Source organism: Thermoanaerobaculia bacterium, from assembly GCA_035593605.1.
Lineage (GTDB): Bacteria > Acidobacteriota > Thermoanaerobaculia > UBA2201 > DAOSWS01 > DAOSWS01.
In genome coordinates, this window is sequence record DAOSWS010000022.1 from 24918 (window position 1) to 44203 (window position 19286).

General features: G+C 53.4%; 18 protein-coding genes and 2 tRNA genes. 16 read left to right on the plus strand and 4 right to left on the minus strand.

Features of this window, described 5'->3' with window-relative positions:
- Position 1: 1 nt before the first annotated feature.
- From topA to PLD04_11275, 16 genes are all read left to right on the plus strand, one after another.
- Positions 2–2185 (plus strand): type I DNA topoisomerase, encoded by a 2184-nt coding sequence (gene topA, locus PLD04_11200; GenBank protein HXK68902.1) that lies wholly within the window; start codon positions 2–4, stop codon positions 2183–2185.
- 60 nt (positions 2186–2245) lie between these two features.
- A tRNA-Val gene (locus tag PLD04_11205) sits at positions 2246–2323 on the plus strand.
- A 9-nt stretch (positions 2324–2332) separates the two neighbouring features.
- Positions 2333–2406, plus strand: a tRNA-Val gene (locus PLD04_11210).
- A 57-nt stretch (positions 2407–2463) separates the two neighbouring features.
- Positions 2464–2961 carry a translation initiation factor IF-3 gene (infC, locus tag PLD04_11215; GenBank protein HXK68903.1) on the plus strand — a complete coding sequence of 166 codons (498 nt, stop codon included), beginning with the start codon at positions 2464–2466 and terminating at the stop codon, positions 2959–2961.
- 24 nt (positions 2962–2985) lie between these two features.
- Positions 2986–3183, plus strand: coding sequence for a 50S ribosomal protein L35 (rpmI, locus tag PLD04_11220; GenBank protein ID HXK68904.1), 198 nt, complete (start codon positions 2986–2988; stop codon positions 3181–3183).
- Between the two features lie 15 nt (positions 3184–3198).
- Positions 3199–3558 (plus strand): 50S ribosomal protein L20, encoded by a 360-nt coding sequence (gene rplT, locus PLD04_11225; GenBank protein ID HXK68905.1) that lies wholly within the window; start codon positions 3199–3201, stop codon positions 3556–3558.
- Positions 3555–4568: a phenylalanine--tRNA ligase subunit alpha gene (gene pheS / locus PLD04_11230; GenBank protein ID HXK68906.1), complete on the plus strand. Its 1014-nt coding sequence runs from the start codon at positions 3555–3557 to the stop codon at positions 4566–4568. The genes rplT and pheS overlap by 4 nt, the downstream gene beginning before the upstream one ends.
- Positions 4568–6574: a phenylalanine--tRNA ligase subunit beta gene (gene pheT, locus PLD04_11235; protein HXK68907.1), complete on the plus strand. Its 2007-nt coding sequence runs from the start codon at positions 4568–4570 to the stop codon at positions 6572–6574. Before pheS ends, pheT begins: the two co-directional genes overlap by 1 nt.
- A gap of 11 nt (positions 6575–6585) precedes the next feature.
- Entirely contained in the window at positions 6586–6798 is a 213-nt protein-coding gene (locus tag PLD04_11240; GenBank protein ID HXK68908.1) for a hypothetical protein, read from the plus strand.
- A gap of 71 nt (positions 6799–6869) precedes the next feature.
- Positions 6870–7211, plus strand: coding sequence for a 50S ribosomal protein L19 (gene rplS / locus PLD04_11245; protein HXK68909.1), 342 nt, complete (start codon positions 6870–6872; stop codon positions 7209–7211).
- Between the two features lie 14 nt (positions 7212–7225).
- Positions 7226–10390: a tetratricopeptide repeat protein gene (locus PLD04_11250; protein ID HXK68910.1), complete on the plus strand. Its 3165-nt coding sequence runs from the start codon at positions 7226–7228 to the stop codon at positions 10388–10390.
- Positions 10391–10407: 17 nt separating this feature from the next.
- Positions 10408–10734 carry a methionine--tRNA ligase subunit beta gene (metG, locus tag PLD04_11255; protein HXK68911.1) on the plus strand — a complete coding sequence of 109 codons (327 nt, stop codon included), beginning with the start codon at positions 10408–10410 and terminating at the stop codon, positions 10732–10734.
- Complete coding sequence (larA, locus tag PLD04_11260; GenBank protein ID HXK68912.1) at positions 10731–11942, plus strand: nickel-dependent lactate racemase; 1212 nt, start codon at positions 10731–10733, stop codon at positions 11940–11942. The genes metG and larA overlap by 4 nt, the downstream gene beginning before the upstream one ends.
- Positions 11939–12304, plus strand: a complete 366-nt coding sequence (locus tag PLD04_11265) for a hypothetical protein (GenBank protein ID HXK68913.1) — start codon at positions 11939–11941, stop codon at positions 12302–12304. Before larA ends, PLD04_11265 begins: the two co-directional genes overlap by 4 nt.
- A 42-nt stretch (positions 12305–12346) precedes the next feature.
- Positions 12347–13003 (plus strand): ABC transporter ATP-binding protein, encoded by a 657-nt coding sequence (locus tag PLD04_11270; GenBank protein HXK68914.1) that lies wholly within the window; start codon positions 12347–12349, stop codon positions 13001–13003.
- Entirely contained in the window at positions 13000–13788 is a 789-nt protein-coding gene (locus tag PLD04_11275; protein ID HXK68915.1) for an ABC transporter permease, read from the plus strand. Before PLD04_11270 ends, PLD04_11275 begins: the two co-directional genes overlap by 4 nt.
- 41 nt (positions 13789–13829) lie before the next feature.
- Here PLD04_11275 and PLD04_11280 read toward each other — a convergent pair whose 3' ends face one another.
- The 4 genes from PLD04_11280 to pstB all read right to left on the minus strand — a co-directional run bounded on the left by PLD04_11280 (position 13830) and on the right by pstB (position 19286).
- Complete coding sequence (locus tag PLD04_11280) at positions 13830–14801, minus strand: hypothetical protein (GenBank protein HXK68916.1); 972 nt, start codon at positions 14799–14801, stop codon at positions 13830–13832.
- A gap of 9 nt (positions 14802–14810) precedes the next feature.
- Positions 14811–17768, minus strand: coding sequence for a DUF5752 family protein (locus PLD04_11285; protein ID HXK68917.1), 2958 nt, complete (start codon positions 17766–17768; stop codon positions 14811–14813).
- A gap of 79 nt (positions 17769–17847) precedes the next feature.
- Positions 17848–18510 (minus strand): phosphate signaling complex protein PhoU, encoded by a 663-nt coding sequence (gene phoU / locus PLD04_11290; GenBank protein ID HXK68918.1) that lies wholly within the window; start codon positions 18508–18510, stop codon positions 17848–17850.
- 14 nt (positions 18511–18524) lie between these two features.
- The gene (pstB, locus tag PLD04_11295; GenBank protein ID HXK68919.1) at positions 18525–19286 is read right to left on the minus strand and encodes a phosphate ABC transporter ATP-binding protein PstB; all 762 of its coding nucleotides are present in this window, start codon (positions 19284–19286) and stop codon (positions 18525–18527) included.

The following is a 19286-nucleotide window of genomic DNA, read 5'->3' on the forward strand; positions in this document are numbered from 1 at the left end:
TATGAAGCGTCTCGTTATCGTCGAATCGCCCGCAAAGGCCCGCACCATCCATCGGTATCTCGGAAAGGACGTTCGCGTCATCGCGTCCGTCGGACATATCCGGGATCTGCCTAAGAGCAAGATTGGAGTGGATGTCGAGCATGGATTTGAGCCCCAGTACCTGATCCCCCGGGACAAGAAGAAGATCGTCACGGAATTGAAATCGGGGGCAAAATCGGCAGAGCAGATCTATATCGCAACCGACCCCGACCGGGAAGGGGAAGCGATTGCCTGGCACATAGCCGAAATTCTGGATGCCGATCCAGAACGCATCCACCGTGTTCTCTTTCAACAGATTACGCGCCAGGCGGTTCAGGCGGCAATGAACAAACCGGGCCGAATCGATGCAGATCGAGTTGAAGCCCAGCAGACCCGCAGGATCCTTGACCGGCTGATGGGGTATCACCTCTCCCCCCTGCTTTGGAAAAAGGTCCGCAGGGGACTGTCCGCCGGACGGGTTCAGAGTGTGGCGCTCCGCATGATCTGCGATCGGGAATCTGAACGGGAGGCCTTTGTCTCGGAAGAGTACTGGACCTTCACAGCAGAGCTCGAAGCGGATCAACCGCCAGTCTTCAAGGCTTCCCTGGAAAAACTCCACGGGAAAAAAGCCAAGATCTCCACAGAAGAGGAAGCGCGTGCCCTCGAGAACGAATTACGAGCCGGCACCTTTACCGTGAATGACGTCTCCACTGCGGAGAAGAAAAAGACGCCGCCGCCTCCCTTCACCACGGCCAAGCTCCAGCAGGAAGCCCACCGACGATTTCGTTTCCCCGTGAAGAAGACCATGAAACTGGCACAGGCTCTCTATGAGGGAAAAAACCTGGGGGAACATGGTGAGCAGGGATTAATCACCTATATGCGCACCGATTCGCTTCGCATTGCCCCGGAAGCCCTCGATGAAGCGCGGAACCATATCATGGCAGCCTTTGGATCGGAATATCTTCCTTCCAAACCCCGAATCTACAAGAACAAGAACTCGATCCAGGATGCGCACGAAGCGATACGTCCATCCTCTGTTGAGCTGACGCCGGAACTCGTTAAGCCTCACCTGTCTCCTGAGGAATGGAAGCTCTACGCCCTGATCTATTCGCGCTTTGTGGCCTCCCAGATGGCTCCTGCGGTCCTGGACCACACTGAAATTAAAATCGACAATGGTCCGGCCATGTTCAAGGCCAAGGGGGACGTTGTCACATTTCCCGGTTACTTCCGCGTCTACGGGGAAGCGGAGAACGGAAAAGACGATCCCCGTCTTCCTGCCGTAAAACCCGGACAGGACCTGGATCTCGCAGATCTTGAAGTGAAGCAGAATTTCACTCAGCCCCCTCCCCGGTACACGGAAGCGACCCTGGTGAAAGCCCTGGAAGAAAAGGGAATCGGACGTCCTTCCACCTATGCATCGATCATCTCCACCATTCAGACCCGTGACTACTGTTTAAAGGATGATCAGGCCCTGGTTCCCACACAGCTGGGTCGAACGGTGAACACCATGCTGGTCTCTTCCTTTCCCGACATTATTAATGAAGCCTATACGGCAAACCTGGAAGGACAGCTGGATCAGATCGAGGCAGGGGACGCGAAACGATTTGATATCCTTACGGATTTCTTTAAGAAATTCACCCTGGATCTGGATGAAGCGACAAAATCCATCGAGCGTGTTCGCGGGATCCCCATCGAAGAACCCTGCCCGAAATGCGGTAAGGAGCTTTTAACCAAATTTGGGAAGAAGGGTCAGTTCATCGGCTGTTCCAACTATCCCGAATGTGATTTCACACGGGATATCACGGCGGATGATGCGGAGCCCTGTGAAAAATGCGGATCCCCCATGGTATTAAAACGCGGACGATTCGGACAGTTCTATGCATGTTCCGGATACCCGGATTGCAAGAACACACGAAAATTCAAGACTGCCTTTAAGGCGGAAGATACGGGTGTCGCCTGTCCACGGGAAGGGTGTGAAGGCCGGATCGTTTCCAGAATATCCAAGAAGGGCAAGGTGTTTTACGGTTGCTCCGCCTATCCCAAATGTGACTTTGCCATGTGGAGCAAGCCGCTGCCTGAGCCGTGCCCGATATGCGGGAGTCCCTATCAAATAATAAAAGGGAAGAAAACAGTATGCCCGGCGCAGGAAACTCACCCGGAAAACTGATTTTATCCATAAGTAAAAGGTTGACAAGACCGCTTCATGTCATTATAATTGCCCCGTTACAGGCGCGTAGCTCAGTTTGGTTAGAGCGCTACCTTGACACGGTAGAGGTCAGCGGTTCAAGTCCGCTCGCGCCTACCATAACACCGAAGGCGCATAGCTCAGCTGGTTAGAGCGCTACCTTCACACGGTAGAGGTCAGCGGTTCAAATCCGCTTGCGCCTAAATTTTATCGAGGAGTGATTATGCTTCCGGGAGGGACACATCAGTAAAGAACTCAGGGTGAACAATGAGATCCGCTCGTCGCAGGTGCGGCTCATCAGTGATTCAGGGGAACAATTGGGCATCCTATCCCTTCAGGAAGCACTCAAACACGCCAGGTCCAAAGAACTTGACCTGGTCGAGGTTGCGCCGGAAGCCGTTCCTCCTGTCTGTAAGCTGATGGATTTTGGAAAGCACCTCTACCAGATAAAGAAGCGGATTAAGGAATCGAAGAAGAAGCAGCATGTGATTCACGTGAAGGAAGTGGTCTTCAGGCCCCAGATCGACGATCACGACTTCAATGTGAAGAAGAAACGGACGATCAAGTTTCTTGAAGAGGGAAACAGGGTCAAAATTACCATCCGTTTCCGGGGGCGTGAGATGCGGAGGCAGGAACTGGGGCAGAAAGTTATCGACCGGCTGTTAAGCGAGGTCGCCGATTATGGAGTCGTGGAAGGTGATCCTGTTTTCTCTGAGAGGAATATCAACGTCGTTCTGACTCCAAAGCGAAAAGACTGACACGGCATCAGCAAGGAGGACATCATGCCGAAGATGAAGACGCATAGAGGAACAGCGAAGAGGTTTCGATTGACCGCGAGCGGAAAGATCAAGCGCTCGTGTGCCAACAAGAGCCATATTCTCACGAAAAAGAGCAGGAAGCGGAAACGCCAGCTCCGTAAGGGCGGCAACGTGTCCGTAGCGGATTACCAGACAATCCGGGAACTCCTGCCGTACGCCTAAGGGAAGGGAAGCACCATGCCAAGAGTACGACGCGGAAACAACAAACTCCAACGCCGAAAGAAGCTTCTTGAGAGGGCAAAAGGGTACTTCGGAACCCGCCGCCGTCTTTACCGGACCGTCAAGGAACAGGTGGAACGATCTCTGCAGTTTGCCTATCGGGACCGCAGAGCGCGGAAACGCGATTTTCGCCGCCTGTGGAGTGTCCGGATCAACGCCGCCTGCCGACTGAACGGGGTATCCTATTCCCAATTCATTCACGGGCTGCACACAGGCGAGATTGCCATCAATCGTAAGATTCTTGCCGACATGGCCGTCCATGATCCCCAGGGATTCACTCAACTGGTAGACGTGGCCCGCCAGGCCCTGCAGGCGTGAATGTTGATGCCCTTCGCCAGACTTTCCTTTCCGATCTCGAACGCATAACTGACAGCCGTTCGCTGGAAGAAGTTCGTCTTAAATACTTTTCGAGAAAATCGGGCCTGATTAAACAGGCCTTTGCCTCCATGAAGGACCTTGCTCCGGAAGATAGAAAGGGCTTTGGCGCCTCGATTAATGCTCTCCAGGCAGAAATGGAGGAAGCTTTTTCCGTTAAGGAATCGGAACTGGCCGGCCACCTGGAAACGCAAAAGCTGGAAGCCGAGCGGATCGATGTAACCCTTCCCGGCCTGCCCCCGGCCCGCGGCCATCTCCACCCGATTACCCTCATGAGGCGGGAGATGGAAGAAATCTTTTCCGGCATGGGGTACACCGTGGAGTCAGGTCCGGAAATCGAGAATGACTGGTTCAACTTTACCGCCCTGAATATGCCGCCCGACCATCCGGCGAGGGATACGCAGGACACCTTCTACCTGGAAGATGGCTTCCTGCTCCGAACCCACACCAGCAATATTCAAATCCACACCATGATGAACCACCAGCCTCCCCTTCTGATTCTGGCACCGGGCCGTGTCTTCCGAAGGGATGACAGCCCAAGACATAGTCCGCAGTTCCACCAGGTGGAAGGATTTGCCATTGACCGGAAAATGGATTTCCGACATTTCAAGGGCACATTGGAACACTTTCTCAACCGACTCTTCGGGGAAGGAACAAAGGTACGCTTCAGACCCTCCTTCTTTCCCTTTACCGAACCATCGGCCGAAGTGGATATTTCCTGCATCTTCTGCAGCGGTGAAGGCTGTACCGTCTGCTCCAGAACCGGTTGGGTGGAGATCATGGGTGCGGGAATGATTCACCCTGCCGTCTTGAATAACGTTGGATTCGACCCGGAGGAGTGGATGGGGTTTGCCTTTGGAATGGGACTCGACCGGGTGGCCATGCTGAAATACGGGATTCCAAACATCCGTCTGCTCTTTGAGAGCGATGTCCGTCTGCTGGAGCAATTCTGATGCGATATTCCATGGCATGGATACGTGAATGGGTGCAAACCGATCGAACTGACCGGGAGCTTCTTGACATTCTGACCAGGGTCGGCCTTACCGTAGACACTGTGGATACGCTGGAAAACGATACCGTTTTTGATCTCGATCTGACAACAAACCGGCCCGATGCACTCTCTCATCGAGGGGTCGCAAGGGAACTCTCCGCCGCACTGCGGCTTCCCATGAAAAACCTTGCCCACACGCCAGGTTCGGATGGAGACCCTACATCCGTAAATACCTCCGTAACAATCGAAGATGCCGAAGCGTGTCCCCGATATGCATGTCAACTGATTCGGGAAGTCAAGGTGGGGCCCTCTCCTGCCTGGCTTGCCGAACGGCTCGACCGGATCGGCATCCGCCCGATAAACAACATGGTTGACATCACAAATTATGTTCTTGCCGCGTACGGTCAACCCCTCCATGCCTTCGATTTTGAAAAACTCACGGGGCGCAGGATTATCGTCCGGAAAGCTCGACAGGGTGAGCGACTTACCACCCTGGATGGGGTGGAACGAACCTTGACTGCTGAGGATCTCGTCATTGCAGACGAAAGCCGTGCCTGCGCTTTGGCCGGGATAATGGGCGGAGAAGACTCTGAAATTGGACCCTCCACGAGAACCGTTCTCCTTGAGTCAGCCTATTTCGACCCGACAACGATCCGGAGAACCAGCCGCCGATTGGGATTGACAACTGAAGCATCTCAACGGTTCAGTCGGGGTCAGGATCCGGAAATTCCGGTTCAGGCCCTTGGTCTGGCCGAGCATCTCATCCGTCAGCTCGATTGCGGTAACCCGGCTACCGATGTTGTGGACGCCTGTCCGGAGCCTTTCCAGCCTCCACGGATCCTGTTTCGCCGAGACCGACTCTTTGACCTTCTGGGAATCTCGATTGAAGATGATTTTATTTTATCCACTCTGACATTTCTGGGTTGTACGATCGATCCAGCCGAAGACGGGTGGAAGGTTACGCCTCCCCCATTCCGTCCCGACCTCCTGGAAGAAATCGACCTCGTGGAGGAGATCGCACGTCACTATGGTTATGACCGGATCCCGGCCGAGATGCCGGAAGTACAACTTGGGACACGCAGGTTTAAAGATGATGTCCGACTGGAAGAGTCGATGCGGGATGCCGCCTGTTCCGTAGGCCTCTCTGAAGTTTATTCTTATGTCTTTCAGAATGAAGAAGACAACCGGTTTCAACAGCCCCTGGTTCCCCTGAAAAACGTAAAGCTCTCCAATCCTCTGGCCGAAACCGCAGCATTCCTTCGTGTATCCCTCCTGCCGGGCCTTTTGCGGACCCATGCACTGAACCGTTCCCGCGGCAGAGCCGATCTGGCCCTCTTTGAAATCGGGCAGGTTTATGGACGAATCGAGGGCGGGTACGAGAGCTATCTTCACCTGGGTATTCTGCTCTCCGGCAGAAAGGCTCCACTCTGGATTAAAGAGCAGGGAACTTACTCTCTCTTTGACCTCAAGGGAATGGTTTCCGATCTGATCGGCCGCGTTACCCGAGATACACCGGTGTGGGAATCTGCGACGATCGACTCCCTTCACCCCTATCAGAGTGCCATGGTTCGTCTGAATGGAACTCCGGTCGCCTTCTGCGGAAAGGTGTCCAGGGAGTCAGTGTATTTTGCAGAAATCCATCTGCCCGGTCTCTTACGGGGAGAGAAGCGCCTTCCTGAATTTACGGCATTCTCCAGCTTTCCCGGCATCGTGGCTGATGTCACCTTCGGCCACAATCCCGGGACTACCTTTTCCCACATGTTGAAAGCGATCTGGTCTTCCCGGCCGGACCACCTTCTCCGTGTGATTCTCAAGGACCGTTTCACGCAGAAGGATGGCATCATCAAGACGACGTTCCGTCTCGAATTTCAGAGTATGGATCGATCCTTAACACAGGAAGAAGTCAACGAACAGCGCGATCGCATCGTAGCGAGCGTGCTGACCGTTCCCAACGTCACGTTCGGATAGCAGGAGGCCCCATGGATACTGTTTCGCAATTGGAGAAGGCAATTGAAACTCTGGTGGAGCGATACAAGGCGCAGGCCGAAAGGATTTCGGAGCTTGAAGAGGACATCGAGAAGCTGAAAGATTCAAGTGACGACACCTGGGAAAAGGAGAAGAAAGAGATCCGGGAAAAGATCGAAGGCATGATCGAAATCATTCGGGATCTGGGGATCAAGCCGGTCGATTAAGCCCGGTATCTCTGTTGCACTTTCAAGTCAAACCTAATATAATAAGGATTCAACTTTAGGAGGAATCTACAATGAGTGACATGATCACGCACAGGCTGCGAACCGAGATGAAACAACTCCCACCGATCAAGCCCGGGGATACGGTTCGCGTCCACGTAAAGGTTACAGAGGGAGAAAAGGTGCGGATCCAGATCTTCCAGGGCACAGTAATTGGTCGGAAGGGTTCCGGAATTCATGAAACCGTCACCGTGCGAAAAATTTCTGGAGGCGTTGGAGTCGAGCGTATCTTTCCTCTCCACAGCCCGACCGTCGCGCAGTTTGAAGTCGTCCGCCATGGAAAAGTTCGAAGAGCCAAATTGTATTACCTGAGAAACCTGGCGGGTAAGGCCGCCCGGATCGAGGAAGTTCGCTAAGTAAAGGGGAACCATTGGCCCTGAATAAGGAGAAGATCGTCGCCGCAGCAGAAAAACTCGTTTCGAAGGGAAAGATCGAAGCGGCGATCAAAGAATATCAGAGGATTATTGATGATAATCCCAATGATACGAATACTCTGAATCGAATCGGCGATCTCTATACGCGAATCAATCGCATCAAGGAAGCTATCCAGGTCTTTCAGAGAATTGCAGACCATTTCGCCGATGACGGATTTTTCCTTCGGGCCATTGCCATCCTTAAAAAGATCAATAAGCTGGACCCCTCCATTCTCGAGGTGTATGAAAAGCTGGGGGATCTCTACCTTAAGCAGAATATGCCCCGGGAAGCCGCCAGCCACTTTCAGTACCTTGCGGATTATTACATTCGGCAGGAAGAACATCGCAAGGCTCTGGACATCTATCAGCGGATTGTCCAGATGGATAACGAAAATATTGCAGCCCGCGGGAAGCTGGCCGAACTCTTTCAGAAGGCCGGAGCTCCGGATCGAGCCATTGAGGAATACCAGAAAATCGGTTCCATGCTGGCACGCCGGGGACATCTCCAGGAAGCGATCAAGGTATATCAGCAGGCGATTAAACTGGATCCCGGGAACGTGGATCTCGCCAAGCGGCTTGCAGACACGTTGACCAACTCCGGCAACGTGACAGAAGCCATGGAGATTCTCCATACAGCCGCGGAAAACAATCCGAACGATCAGGAAATCGTTGAAATCCTTCTCAAGGCCTACGAAAAGGATGGAAAGTATGACGAAGCCATCCGGATGGTACAGAGTGCTCTGCGGAAGAACCCTACTGCCATCAACCTCTTTGAAACCAAAGGCAACCTTCACTACAAACTGAATCAGCCCGATGAAGCCGCCGATGCCATGATTTCCGCAGCAGACCTGGCCTACAGTAACAAAGATACTTCCAGGGCCATGAACATCCTTCAAACCGTGCTGAAAAGAGAACCGCACCAGGTCTCGGCACTGCAGAAACTCCTTGAAATTTACCAATCTCAAAATCAGGAAACCTATGTCATCTTCACGATGGGTCAGCTGATCGAGGCCTATTGTCAGATCAATCTCTTCGACCGGGCCGAGGAAACGGCAAAGGCATTGATTGACCTTGAGCCCGACAACACTCAGCATCGTGAGAAGCTCGCCTATATCCAGGGAAAGATGGGGAAGCGCCCGACGGTCGAATCGATGACGCCCGCGGGAGAGGAAGAGCTCAGTGAAGCCGACCTTGAAGAGTTGCCGGAAATCCAGATTCCCGAGCTTGAGGAATTTTCCGAAACGGAATCCCCGGCCGAAGAATCCGCCGTCGAAGAATTAAGTCCGGAGCTGGAAGCCTTCGTCAACGAACGGATGGTCGAAGTGGAAGTCTTTGTAAAGTACGGTCTCCTGGACAGGGCCGTAGAGCAACTGGAAGAGATTATCCAGAAAGTCCCGGACTCCATTTCGGCCCATCAGAAGATCATTGAAATTTACCAGCAGGAAGCAAACGAAGCGGCAATCCAGACTTACGCATCCAAACTGTACACGCTCTTTCTTTCAAGCGGTCGCCTCAACGAGGCTGAGACCCTGAAGGAGCAGATGCTCTCCTCCGGAATCTCTCTCGAAGAAGTTGCCGCGGGTCCCATGGACCTTGAGGCAACACAACCGGTATCTCCGGAAGATGAAGTTGTTGAGGAAGAGACATTCGATCTTTCCTTCGAGGAAGAAGGGGCTGAAGAAGAAATTGCCGGAGAAGAGATGGGGAGTGAGGATACACAGCCTGAATTCGAGGTCGGAGATCTTGAGAGCCTTGAATTCTCCGAAGAGGAGGCACAACTTCCCGAAGAAGAACCTTCGATTCCCGAAGTGGAACTGGAAGCTGAAGAAACCTTCGAAACCGTTGATCTTTCCGAGATCGATGAAATCGATCTGGATGCAGAGGCTGTTGAGGCAGAAGAAGCAGAAATTGAGCCTGTAGCCCTGGATCAAGATGAAGCCGTCGATCTCACCCTGTCGAGTGAGGATGAAACCGAACCCGCGATTGAAGTGGTGGAAGAGGAACCCGAAGCTGAGCTCACCGTGGTGGAGGAAGAGCCTGAGGTCGAGCTCGAAGCGATTCTGGAAGAGGAAGAACCGGAACCCGCAGCCGTCAGGCCCGAAGTAAAGAAACCTGCCCCTACACCTCCTCCACCCAAGAAGAAACCCTCCATTCCTCAGGTCGATTTCGACTCCCTGTCCAGTGAAATTTTCAAAACGCCAAAAACCAAGGTTGCCAAACCGATCGATAAGATTAAAGTATCCACACCAACCGGTCTGGGAGATCTGGAAAAGCTTGCGCAGCAGGTAAAGGGGACCGTAAAACCCAAGAAGGTTAAACCGGTCGATATCGCGCAACAGATTGATGTCACTCCCGTCGAGGCCACGGTTCCACCCTCAGGTCCTACGGTGGAACAGCTCGGAGAGCTTGACTTCTATCTTGATCAGGATCTTTTGGATGAGGCCCGCAAGGTTATGGACGATCTCATCGTCAAATATCCGGATTCTCCCGAACTCAAGACACGAAAGACACAGCTGGACGAACGTCTTGCCGTGACCGCGGAAGCCGTCCAGGCTGTTCCCGAGCAGGAAGACGGGGAAAGTTTATTTGCGGACGAGGAAGAATTCTTTGACCTCGCCTCCGAACTTGAACGGGAGATCGAAGGTGACGATCTCATCAGTACCGATATCCCCGATGAGAAAGAACCCAGCCTGGATGAAATATTCCAGCAATTCAAAAAGGGTGTGGAACAACAGCTGAGTTCCGAAGACTACGATACTCATTACAACCTCGGGATTGCTTATAAGGAAATGTCCCTTTTGGACGAAGCCATCAGCGAGTTTCAGATTGCGGCCAAATCGGACTCGCATATGATTGAATGCTGCAGCATGCTGGGGATGTGCTTCCTTGAAAAAGGCATGCCCCAGCTTGCCGAAAAATGGTACCGAAAAGGTCTGGAATCCCCGACCATTTCCGAGGATGAACAGCTTGGTCTCATGTATGACCTGGGCAATCTATTCCTCCAGATCGGAGATTCCGATAATGCTTATAAGACCTTTCTAGAAATCTATGGAATTCAGAGCACGTACCGGGACATCACTGACCGAATCCGGGAACTGGAACAGACCGTCAAGCCGAACTGAACCAGGGAGGAAGCACCATGCAGACCGTAACCTTTGACAACTTTATGAATATTCATCTGATCGTGGCCGAGGTCAGGGCCGCGGAACCCGTGGAGGGAACCTCCAAGTTACTGAAGCTTCAGCTTTTCGACGGCTCCGGAGATCGCCAGATCGTTGCCGGAGTTGCCCAGCAATATGAGCCTGCGGAGCTTGTAGGAAAAAAGATCGTCATTGTTGCGAACCTTCAGCCTGCCGTGATCCGCGGGGTGGAATCCAACGGGATGCTCCTCGCCGCCGATCTCGACGGGAAACCCTCCATTCTCTTTCCCAAACAGGATATCCTTCCCGGCACCCGCGTTCGATGAGTACGTTGTTCCCCTGCGGGGGGACCACCTTCACACCCGCACCAAACCAGTATCAATCATTATCGCTCTTCCATCCGACCGGGGACATACCCGAACTGACGGACGAGCAGATTCGGGCGATGCTTCGGGACGCGATACCCCCGGCAGAGCGTGTGGTCCTCCTTGTACCCGACGGAACCCGGGCCATTCCCCTCCCCCGTTTCTTTGCGGCACTGAAGCCATCCCTGATTGGACGAAAGGTCACCGTTTTGATAGCTCGGGGAACCCATCGAGAAATGACCCGCGACGAAGTATCGCGTCACCTTGGTCCCCTTCCGGAAGATTGGGACGTCGTACAAAACCAGTGTGACGATGAAGAAAGCTATGGATCCGTGGGAACCACATCCCGGGGCACACCCGTCGCCTTTCACCGGTCCATACTTGAGGCCGATTTTGTTATGGGAATCACCCTGGTCCGACCCCACTACTACGCGGGATTCTCCGGTGGCCGAAAAATCTTCCTTCCCGGATGCACCTCAAGGAAAACCATCCAGGCCAACCATCGCTTCGTCCTCCATGATGATCCCGCGATGGGAAAAAATCAGGCGGCACGGCTCGCCAATCTTGAGGGGAATCCCGTCCACGAAGACATGGTGGAGGCCATGGGGCTCTTTCCCCACTCCTTTGCCTGCATCCACACGGTCATGTCCGGGAAACGAATCGTTGCCATGACCCTGGGGAAAAACGAGGCATTCCTGGATGCGGTTTCCTTTGTACGAACCCACCTGGAACTCAACGTTTCACACTCCTTTGACACGATCATCGTTTCCGCAGGGGGTCACCCGAAGGATCTTAACTTCATCCAGTCCCACAAGGCCCTGGAAAATGTCTTTCAGGCCGTAAAGCCCGGTGGGCAGATTTTTCTCTATGCCGACTGTCCGGACGGTCTGGGATCGGAAGAGATGGACCAGTTTCTTAACCTTGGAGACATTCGAACGATCACGGAAGCACTCCACAGGGATTTCAAGATTTATGGCCACACCGCCCTTAGCTTCCTCATGAAAACCCGTCACTGTGCGATCCACCTCTGCTCTTCCCTTCCTTCCGGGCTTCTTTCCAGAATGAATATCCATCGCTGGGATGGCCGGACTTTACCGGAAGATTGTGGAACCCTGGCGTTAGTTCCCGATGCATCCTCACTCTATCTCGTCCATAAGGAAACGGTATGAAAATCATTGCCGGCCTCCTCGCTGCACTCTTTCTTGTCATGGGTGTTCTCTTCATGGTTGCCGCGTTCCACCCCGTCGCGAAAGCTCAGGGGCTCATGGCCGGCCGGCTGATCATAGGGGGAATTCTTCTTTCCGCCGGAGCTGTCATGATCTACCTTTCGCGTCTCAAGCCTATCGTCAGGGAAGTGAATGTGCACCAAACCTTTGAAGCACCGGGTCAGCTCAACCTTGAAAAGCTGAAATGCGACCAGTGCGGGGGCGTACTTTCCGCAAAGAATATGACGATTGTATCCGGGGCTGCCATGATCAACTGCCCCTACTGCGGAGCCACCTACCAGGTGGAAGAAGAACCCAAGTGGTAGGTTTTCCCCCCACCATAAAACTCATCTAAACCCCACCCAGTCATGAATACTCCCGCCCTGGATGCGAAGAACATCTCGGTTCAATTCGCAGGAAAGACCATCCTGAGTAACGTTGACTTTTCGCTGGATTCAGGAAAATTTGCAATTCTCACGGGCGAGTCGGGAATGGGAAAGAGTACCCTGCTGAGGCTCTTCCTGGGATTCACCCTCCCTGCAAAGGGACAGATATCCATATCCGGAACGGAAATGAATGAGCACACCGTCTGGGAATTGAGAAAAAAGATCGCCTTCGTTCCCCAGGAGCCCGAGCCCGGGGAAGGTGCCGTACGTGAGGTTGTTCTGCGGCCCTTCCTCTTCCAGGCCAACCGTGAAATCTATCCCGATCCACAGGAAGTGACTGACACGCTTCACCTTCTGGGACTCCCCAGCTCCACGCTGGATGAACGGACATCCACGCTTTCCGGTGGGGAACGACAGCGCCTGGTTCTGGCCCAGGCGCTTCTCCTGAAGCGCCCGATTCTCCTCCTCGACGAACCCATCTCCGCCCTGGATCCGCAGAACCAGGAGCGGGTCTTCTCTGCCCTGTCCGGTCTGAAGGAACGGACGATCCTGGCCGTCATACATAACTCCCCCCCACCGACCTCAACTCCCATACATCATTTCGCTTTGACCTCTCAAGGAATTCAGGCCATCCCATGAACAGCGCCATTGATATTTCCACCCTGAACCTGGCTCTGAGCTACCTTCTTCTGATCCTTCCCCTTGGGATCTTCCTGTGGTTCAAAGTTCCAATCCTGGGGGATACGGCCATTGCCATCCTTCGGATGACGGTCCAGCTTCTCTTCGTGGGGTTTTACCTGGATGTCGTCTTCACCCTGGACCATGCCCTCCTGAACGGCGCCTGGATCTTCATCATGATTGTCGTCGCGGACCTCTCCATCCTCCGCGGATCCCGTCTTTCCCTCCGAAGGTATGCCGTTCCTATCTTTCTATCTCTCGTTGTGGGAACCTGCCTTCCCCTCTTCACCTTCATGGGCCCCGTCCTGGCCCGTCCCTCCCTCATGGAAGCCCGCTATCTGATTCCCCTGGGCGGCATGATCCTGGGGAACTGCCTCCGTGCGGACATCATCGGGATCCGGCACTTCTTCGAATCCCTGCAGAAGGGGGAGCGAACCTACCTTCTCACCCTGTCCCAGGGAGCCCGGCTTTCCGAAGCCCTCCGGCCCTACCTGCGCGATGCCCTCCAGGCGGCTCTGGCGCCCACGGTCGCGACGATGGCAACAATCGGCCTGGTCTCCCTCCCGGGAATGATGACCGGCGTCATCCTGGGCGGAACCGATCCGATGGTCGCCATCAAGTACCAGATCGCCATTATGATTGCTATCTTCACGGGGACGGCCCTGACGGTCTTCCTGGCCCTGCTCCTCGCCCGGCCGAAGGCCTTCACGCCCTACGGCACACTGGACCCCGACGCTCTCCGCTGAGAACCAAAACTCCTTCTGTCGATGAGAAAAGAGATCGATCGCTACTGCCGGTCAAACGGCCGGTTATGGGCCCGTTCACGAAATCGGAAAACCTTCATTTCCTGTGTAGTCGGGTGAGGAAGAAAAAGAAACATCTCCTGGGTGGGCGGGAAATAGACGATTTTTGAGTTAATTGAAAAGAAAAGATTATTATCCCAATTCATATGCTTGTAGATCGTCCACTCCTGATCCTTCCATAATAGAGTACATCCGCCTAACGTATACACGAGGATTCCTTCTTGAGAAGGGAAATAAGCCAAAGAGACCATGTCAAAAAGGCAAGTATAGGGATCATAGGGAAATTGGACATCCGGGTGATGGAATGCTCCATCCTTATACTCCCAACCATACTGTAACCAATTGGCACTCCCTATCAGAAGGTGAAAATCATGGACCGGATCATATTCGATCAGCCATGGCTCCCCGACTTCAGGAGGTATCTCCACATACTCAGGATCTGCATCATTGTAAAATACAATATACAAAGCATGGTAAGCAGCCACCAACTCCAACAGCGCTATCTTTTGCTTCCTCGTATCGTAGGTTGTATCCCAAACTTGTCCGCTTAGCATCTCGACCTCAGACCACCCCTCCCCATCCCATTGTCCCACTATACTTTGGATATTCGTCCAGGGGCCTAGAGTATTGATGAAGTCAAATAGTGTCTGATCTTTCTGATCAAAGATGATTTCTCCAGTATTAAATTGACCTATAATACAATCTGAAACTGAGCTCCATTTTTTTCCGTCAAACCGCCATGTCTGTCCCTGGCCTTCTGGCGTCAGAAAATTCAAAAAGATACTCTCAGAATCTGGATCATATCCGAGACGAAACGGAACAAAATCCCCGTTCTCTGCCTGGTGGACTCTGGGGGCTGAGGCAGTCGGAATCTCCACCCAGGACCATTCAGCAAAGAGAGGAAAAGTTAAAAGTGTAAGGATGATGACCGGGGTTATCCGGAGGGACCACCGCATGGGCAGGGATTACCGTGCCGGCTTGAGGATGACGCCGCGGGAGGTTCGTCCGTCCAGCTTCACGAGGAGGGGGCGGTCGAATCGAAGGTGCCTCAGGTAGGTTCCCTTACTCTTCACCTTGCAGTTCATCAACCACTCCCAGTCGATCCGGTTCTCATTCCCAGGGCGGTCGATGAAGAAATAGCCGAGCCGCAGGGAGAGCATGTTTTGAAAAAAGTGGCTTCCCTGCGAAGGTTCCACGGTCAGTTTTTCTGAATTGGCTTCCACGAAGACCCTTGCGGCGGAGATCTGGTGCCACTGCACCGGAACTCCCAGATAGGGATCGGACGTTGCCCAGCGCCCGAATCCCATCAGAATATAGGGTCTCCCTTCCTTGTCCAGCTTTCCATTCATCGTGGAGAGTTCCGCTGCGATGTCCCGGGTCTTATGGATATCGAAGGCTTCAGGGTCGACATAGATGAGGTCCCGGATATTGTCGAATTGGCCGTTCCCCATTGCCCTGTGGGACAGACACAATGCCTGGTCGCTATCTTCCGCTTCTATTCGGACTTCCTGGTTGATCTGGTCCGCCACCATGGGTCGAATCTGCAGAAGGTAAAACGCTGCACGTTTCCGGGGGTCCTGGGGCAGGTTCATCGCGAATTCGATCTCGACGGGCGTACCCATGGCCGTCTGCCCCATGGCCAGGATATCCTGGAGAATTTCCGCGAGGGGATAGTTTTCGTGTTTGAGAATCGGAGCGAATGTTACCACCCGGGGTCCCTTCACGGAAAAGGTGTCCTTGATGGCGTGGTCCTGATGAGCATAGGTCGAAGCCACGGACCGAAGGGTTCCATCTTTCTCCGCTCTCTCCAACGGACAACGTACCAGGCTGAAGGTCTCCTCACTTGAAACCGACATGTCAGGATTGGAAAGGTCCAGGGCAAAAAAATCCGTCTGGGTATTCTTCATAAAGCTCTGCAGAGACACATAGGGTGGATTCATCTGCGGGTGGTGAGGAGAAAATCGAAAGGATTTTCCGCCTTCCACAATCGCCCGTCCCAGACCCAGGGCCAGAAAGGCAATCCCATCTTCCTGTTTCATCGGACCGAAGGGATAGAAGTTATAGGACTGCGCCACCCCGGAAATGGAGGGATAGAAGATCCCGTCATGTTCACTCCCGACGACCCTCTGAATCATGACCGCCATCTTCTCTTCCTCAATCCGATAGTTCGTATTCTTTACATACTGTCTGGGGGAACTGTAGTAGATGGAGGCATAGACCATTTTTACCGCATTGCAGAGCTGTTCCAGGCGGACGCCGGGATCTTCATGGTTATTGGGCAGCATGAAGGTCTTGTAGATACCGGCGAACGGCAGGGTCTGGCAGTCCTCCAGGATGCTGGAAGATCGAACCGCGAGCGGATAATTGATTTCAGCAATAATCCGCCGCAGAGCTTCATATATGGACCGGGGAAGATCTGCCTTCAGGAACATGTCCGATATTTTGGAGTCCGAGGGACTCTCCAAAGCCTGAAGATGGAGGTGATTTGACTCCAGAAACTCATCAAAGGCCTCCGCGCAAAGAACCGTGGTTTCGGGAATGAGAACCTCAACTTTTCGGTAGCGCTTCCTCATATCCTCAAGCCCGAGGAGTGTACTCATAAAGGCGATTCCCCGGGCCTTTCCGCCAAGAGAACCACTTCCCAGGCGTACCAGCGCCCTGGATTCCGTCAACTGTGTCGATTCGAAATCCCGGATCAGCCCGAAGGCATCCTGATCCAGCCTCTGCTGGATAACACCCGCGATTGCCTGACGCAGTTCGTCCGTCGTCGAAAAATCGGTGGTTTTCTGAGGACGAAGCTTGTCCGCGAGGGCGAACTCGGTCCGGGCCCGCAGCCAGATCGAAAAGTGGTTCCTCCGGGCATGGTAAAGAAGCGAGTCATCGGGAATTTCCCGCACGCATCGATGAAGTTCGGCCAGATTGGAGGCCCGGGCGATTTCCGTGCCACGGGGGCTACGAAACACAAAATCTCCAAATCCCAGGTTGTCCAGAACGAACTGACGGAGCTCGAAGAGTAAATTGTCCGAATTTTTATCGATGAAGCTGAATCCTTCCCGATAGGCTGTCTCCCGCATCTCGGGTTCGGCGGATTGGAGAAGAACCGGCAGGTCAGGGACATTGTTTTTCAGGTAGGTCAACAGCTTCAGGCCTGCCCTGGGATCGAGCTGTCTCTGACGCGGGAAGCGGAGATCAGAAATTACGGCCAGCAGTTTATTTTTCTGCTTTCGAATGATTTCCATGGCTTCTTCGTAGGTTTCCGCGAGAAGGATCTTGGGTCGGGCCCGCATCCGGAGGAGGCGTTCCAGGTCGTTGGCACTTTCGGAAATCAGCATCCGGGTCTGCGTCATGATCTCGGTGTAAAGTATTGGCAAATACATCGAGTAGAACCGGGGCGAGTCTTCCACGACCAGGATGGACTGGACGCCGGCCCCGGAGTCGTTGTCGATGTTCATCAGATCCTCAACGTACTTTACGACGGCGAGAAGGAGGCGGGAGTCTCCCGACCAGTAAAAGACCTTATCAATCGACTTCTCTTCCCGGACCCGGATCAGAAACCGGGTATCCAGAGGTTCATAGGTCAGCAGAAGGACCTCTTTATCCGGATCGAGATCCTTGACACGCCTCCCGAAGGCCTGAGGGTTCATGTCCAGGATCCGCATCATCGTGATGACCAGATCAAAGGTCCGTCGCTCCATCATCGACAGAGCCTCTTCTGCGGTGGAAACGCGTGTAATGCGAGGGATAAACCGGAGGTTCAGCTCTTCATATTCACTCAATAACCGCTCGGAAAGCCGTCCGTCCTCTTCCATGACGTAGGCATCGTAAAGGCTTGAAACCAGGAGGATTTCCCGCACCCGGGCCTTCATCAGGTCGTGAAAGCCGGAAAAGTGATATTCGATCGTACCCCGCGCCGGATCCTTCATAATCCACTAAGTCTAGCATAGAACACGGCAGGTTCGAGATCCTGAAGAAAAGGGCGTTCCCGTAAGAGAAAGAAGACGGTTATTTATCTTCCAGACTGTGGCGGACGATGAATCCTTCCACCATATAGATGATGTCTTCGGCGATGTTCGTGGCATGGTCCGCAACGCGTTCCAGATATCGAGAAATGGAGAGAATGTGCATGTACCGATCCACAAGTCCCGGATTTTCTATGACTTTTCCCTCTATCAGACTGTACATACTGCGATGAAGTTCATCGACGGTTTCATCCATGGCACAGATCCTTCGAGCCTGCTCTGAGTCCTGGTTCACCATGGCCTCCAGGCAGAACCGAAGCATGGAGAGGACCTTGTCCGTCATTTTGGAAAGAATTTCCGGAGCTTCGATGGCCGGATTTCCGGCAAGATAGACTGCGGCATCCGCGATATTAACCGCAAGGTCTCCAATCCGCTCCAGATCGTTGTTGATTTTCAAAAAGGAGATGAGGTAACGGAGATCAATGGCGACCGGTTGATGGAGAGCAAGAATTTTCAAAATATCTTCCTCGACTTCCACTTCCTTCTGGTCAATCATTTCATCGGCCCCGATGATCCGGTCCGCAAGCATGATGTCACGGGTAAAATAGGCCTTCATGGCCTGGTTGAGGCTACCTTCGACTTCTACGGATAGCGCCAGAACCTTCTTCTTCAGCGCTTCGACTTCCCTGTGAAAATGGACGGTCATAGTTCCCTTCTTCCTTACCCGAATCGTCCGGTAATGTAGTCTTCTGTTCTCTTCTGCGCCGGCTTCACAAAGAGATCCTTGGTCACACCAAATTCTACCAACTCCCCCAGGTAGAGGAAAGCCGTATATTCCGACACCCGCGCCGCCTGCTGCATGTTGTGGGTGACAATCACAATCGTATAGTCGCTCTTCAGCTGATCGATGAGATCCTCGATCTTTGCTGTCGCGATAGGATCGAGAGCCGAACAGGGTTCATCCATCAGGAGAACTTCAGGTTTCATGGCCAGGGCCCGGGCAATGCAGAGCCGCTGCTGCTGACCACCCGACAGGCTAAGGGCACTCTTATCCAGTTCATCCTTGACCTCCTCCCAGAGCGCGGCACCGCGAAGACTTGTTTCCACGATCTCATCCAGAATTCTCTTGTTCCTCATCCCCTTCTTTCTCGGCCCGTACGTGATGTTGTCCGCAATGGACATGGGAAAGGGGTTGGATTTCTGAAAGACCATACCCACCCGGGATCGGAGCGTCGTTACATCGACACCGGGATCGAAAATATTCTGCCCGTCCAGAACCGCCTGGCCGGTGATGCGAACTCCCTCCACAAGATCGTTCATCCGGTTCAGGCAGCGCAGGAGCGTGGATTTCCCGCACCCTGAGGGCCCGATAAATGCAGTCACCGTCTTTTCGGGTATGTCCATATCAATGGATTTCAGCGCGTGAAATGCCCCGTAATAGAGGTCGAGGTTTTGAATCTGGAATACAGGGGACTCGATCAT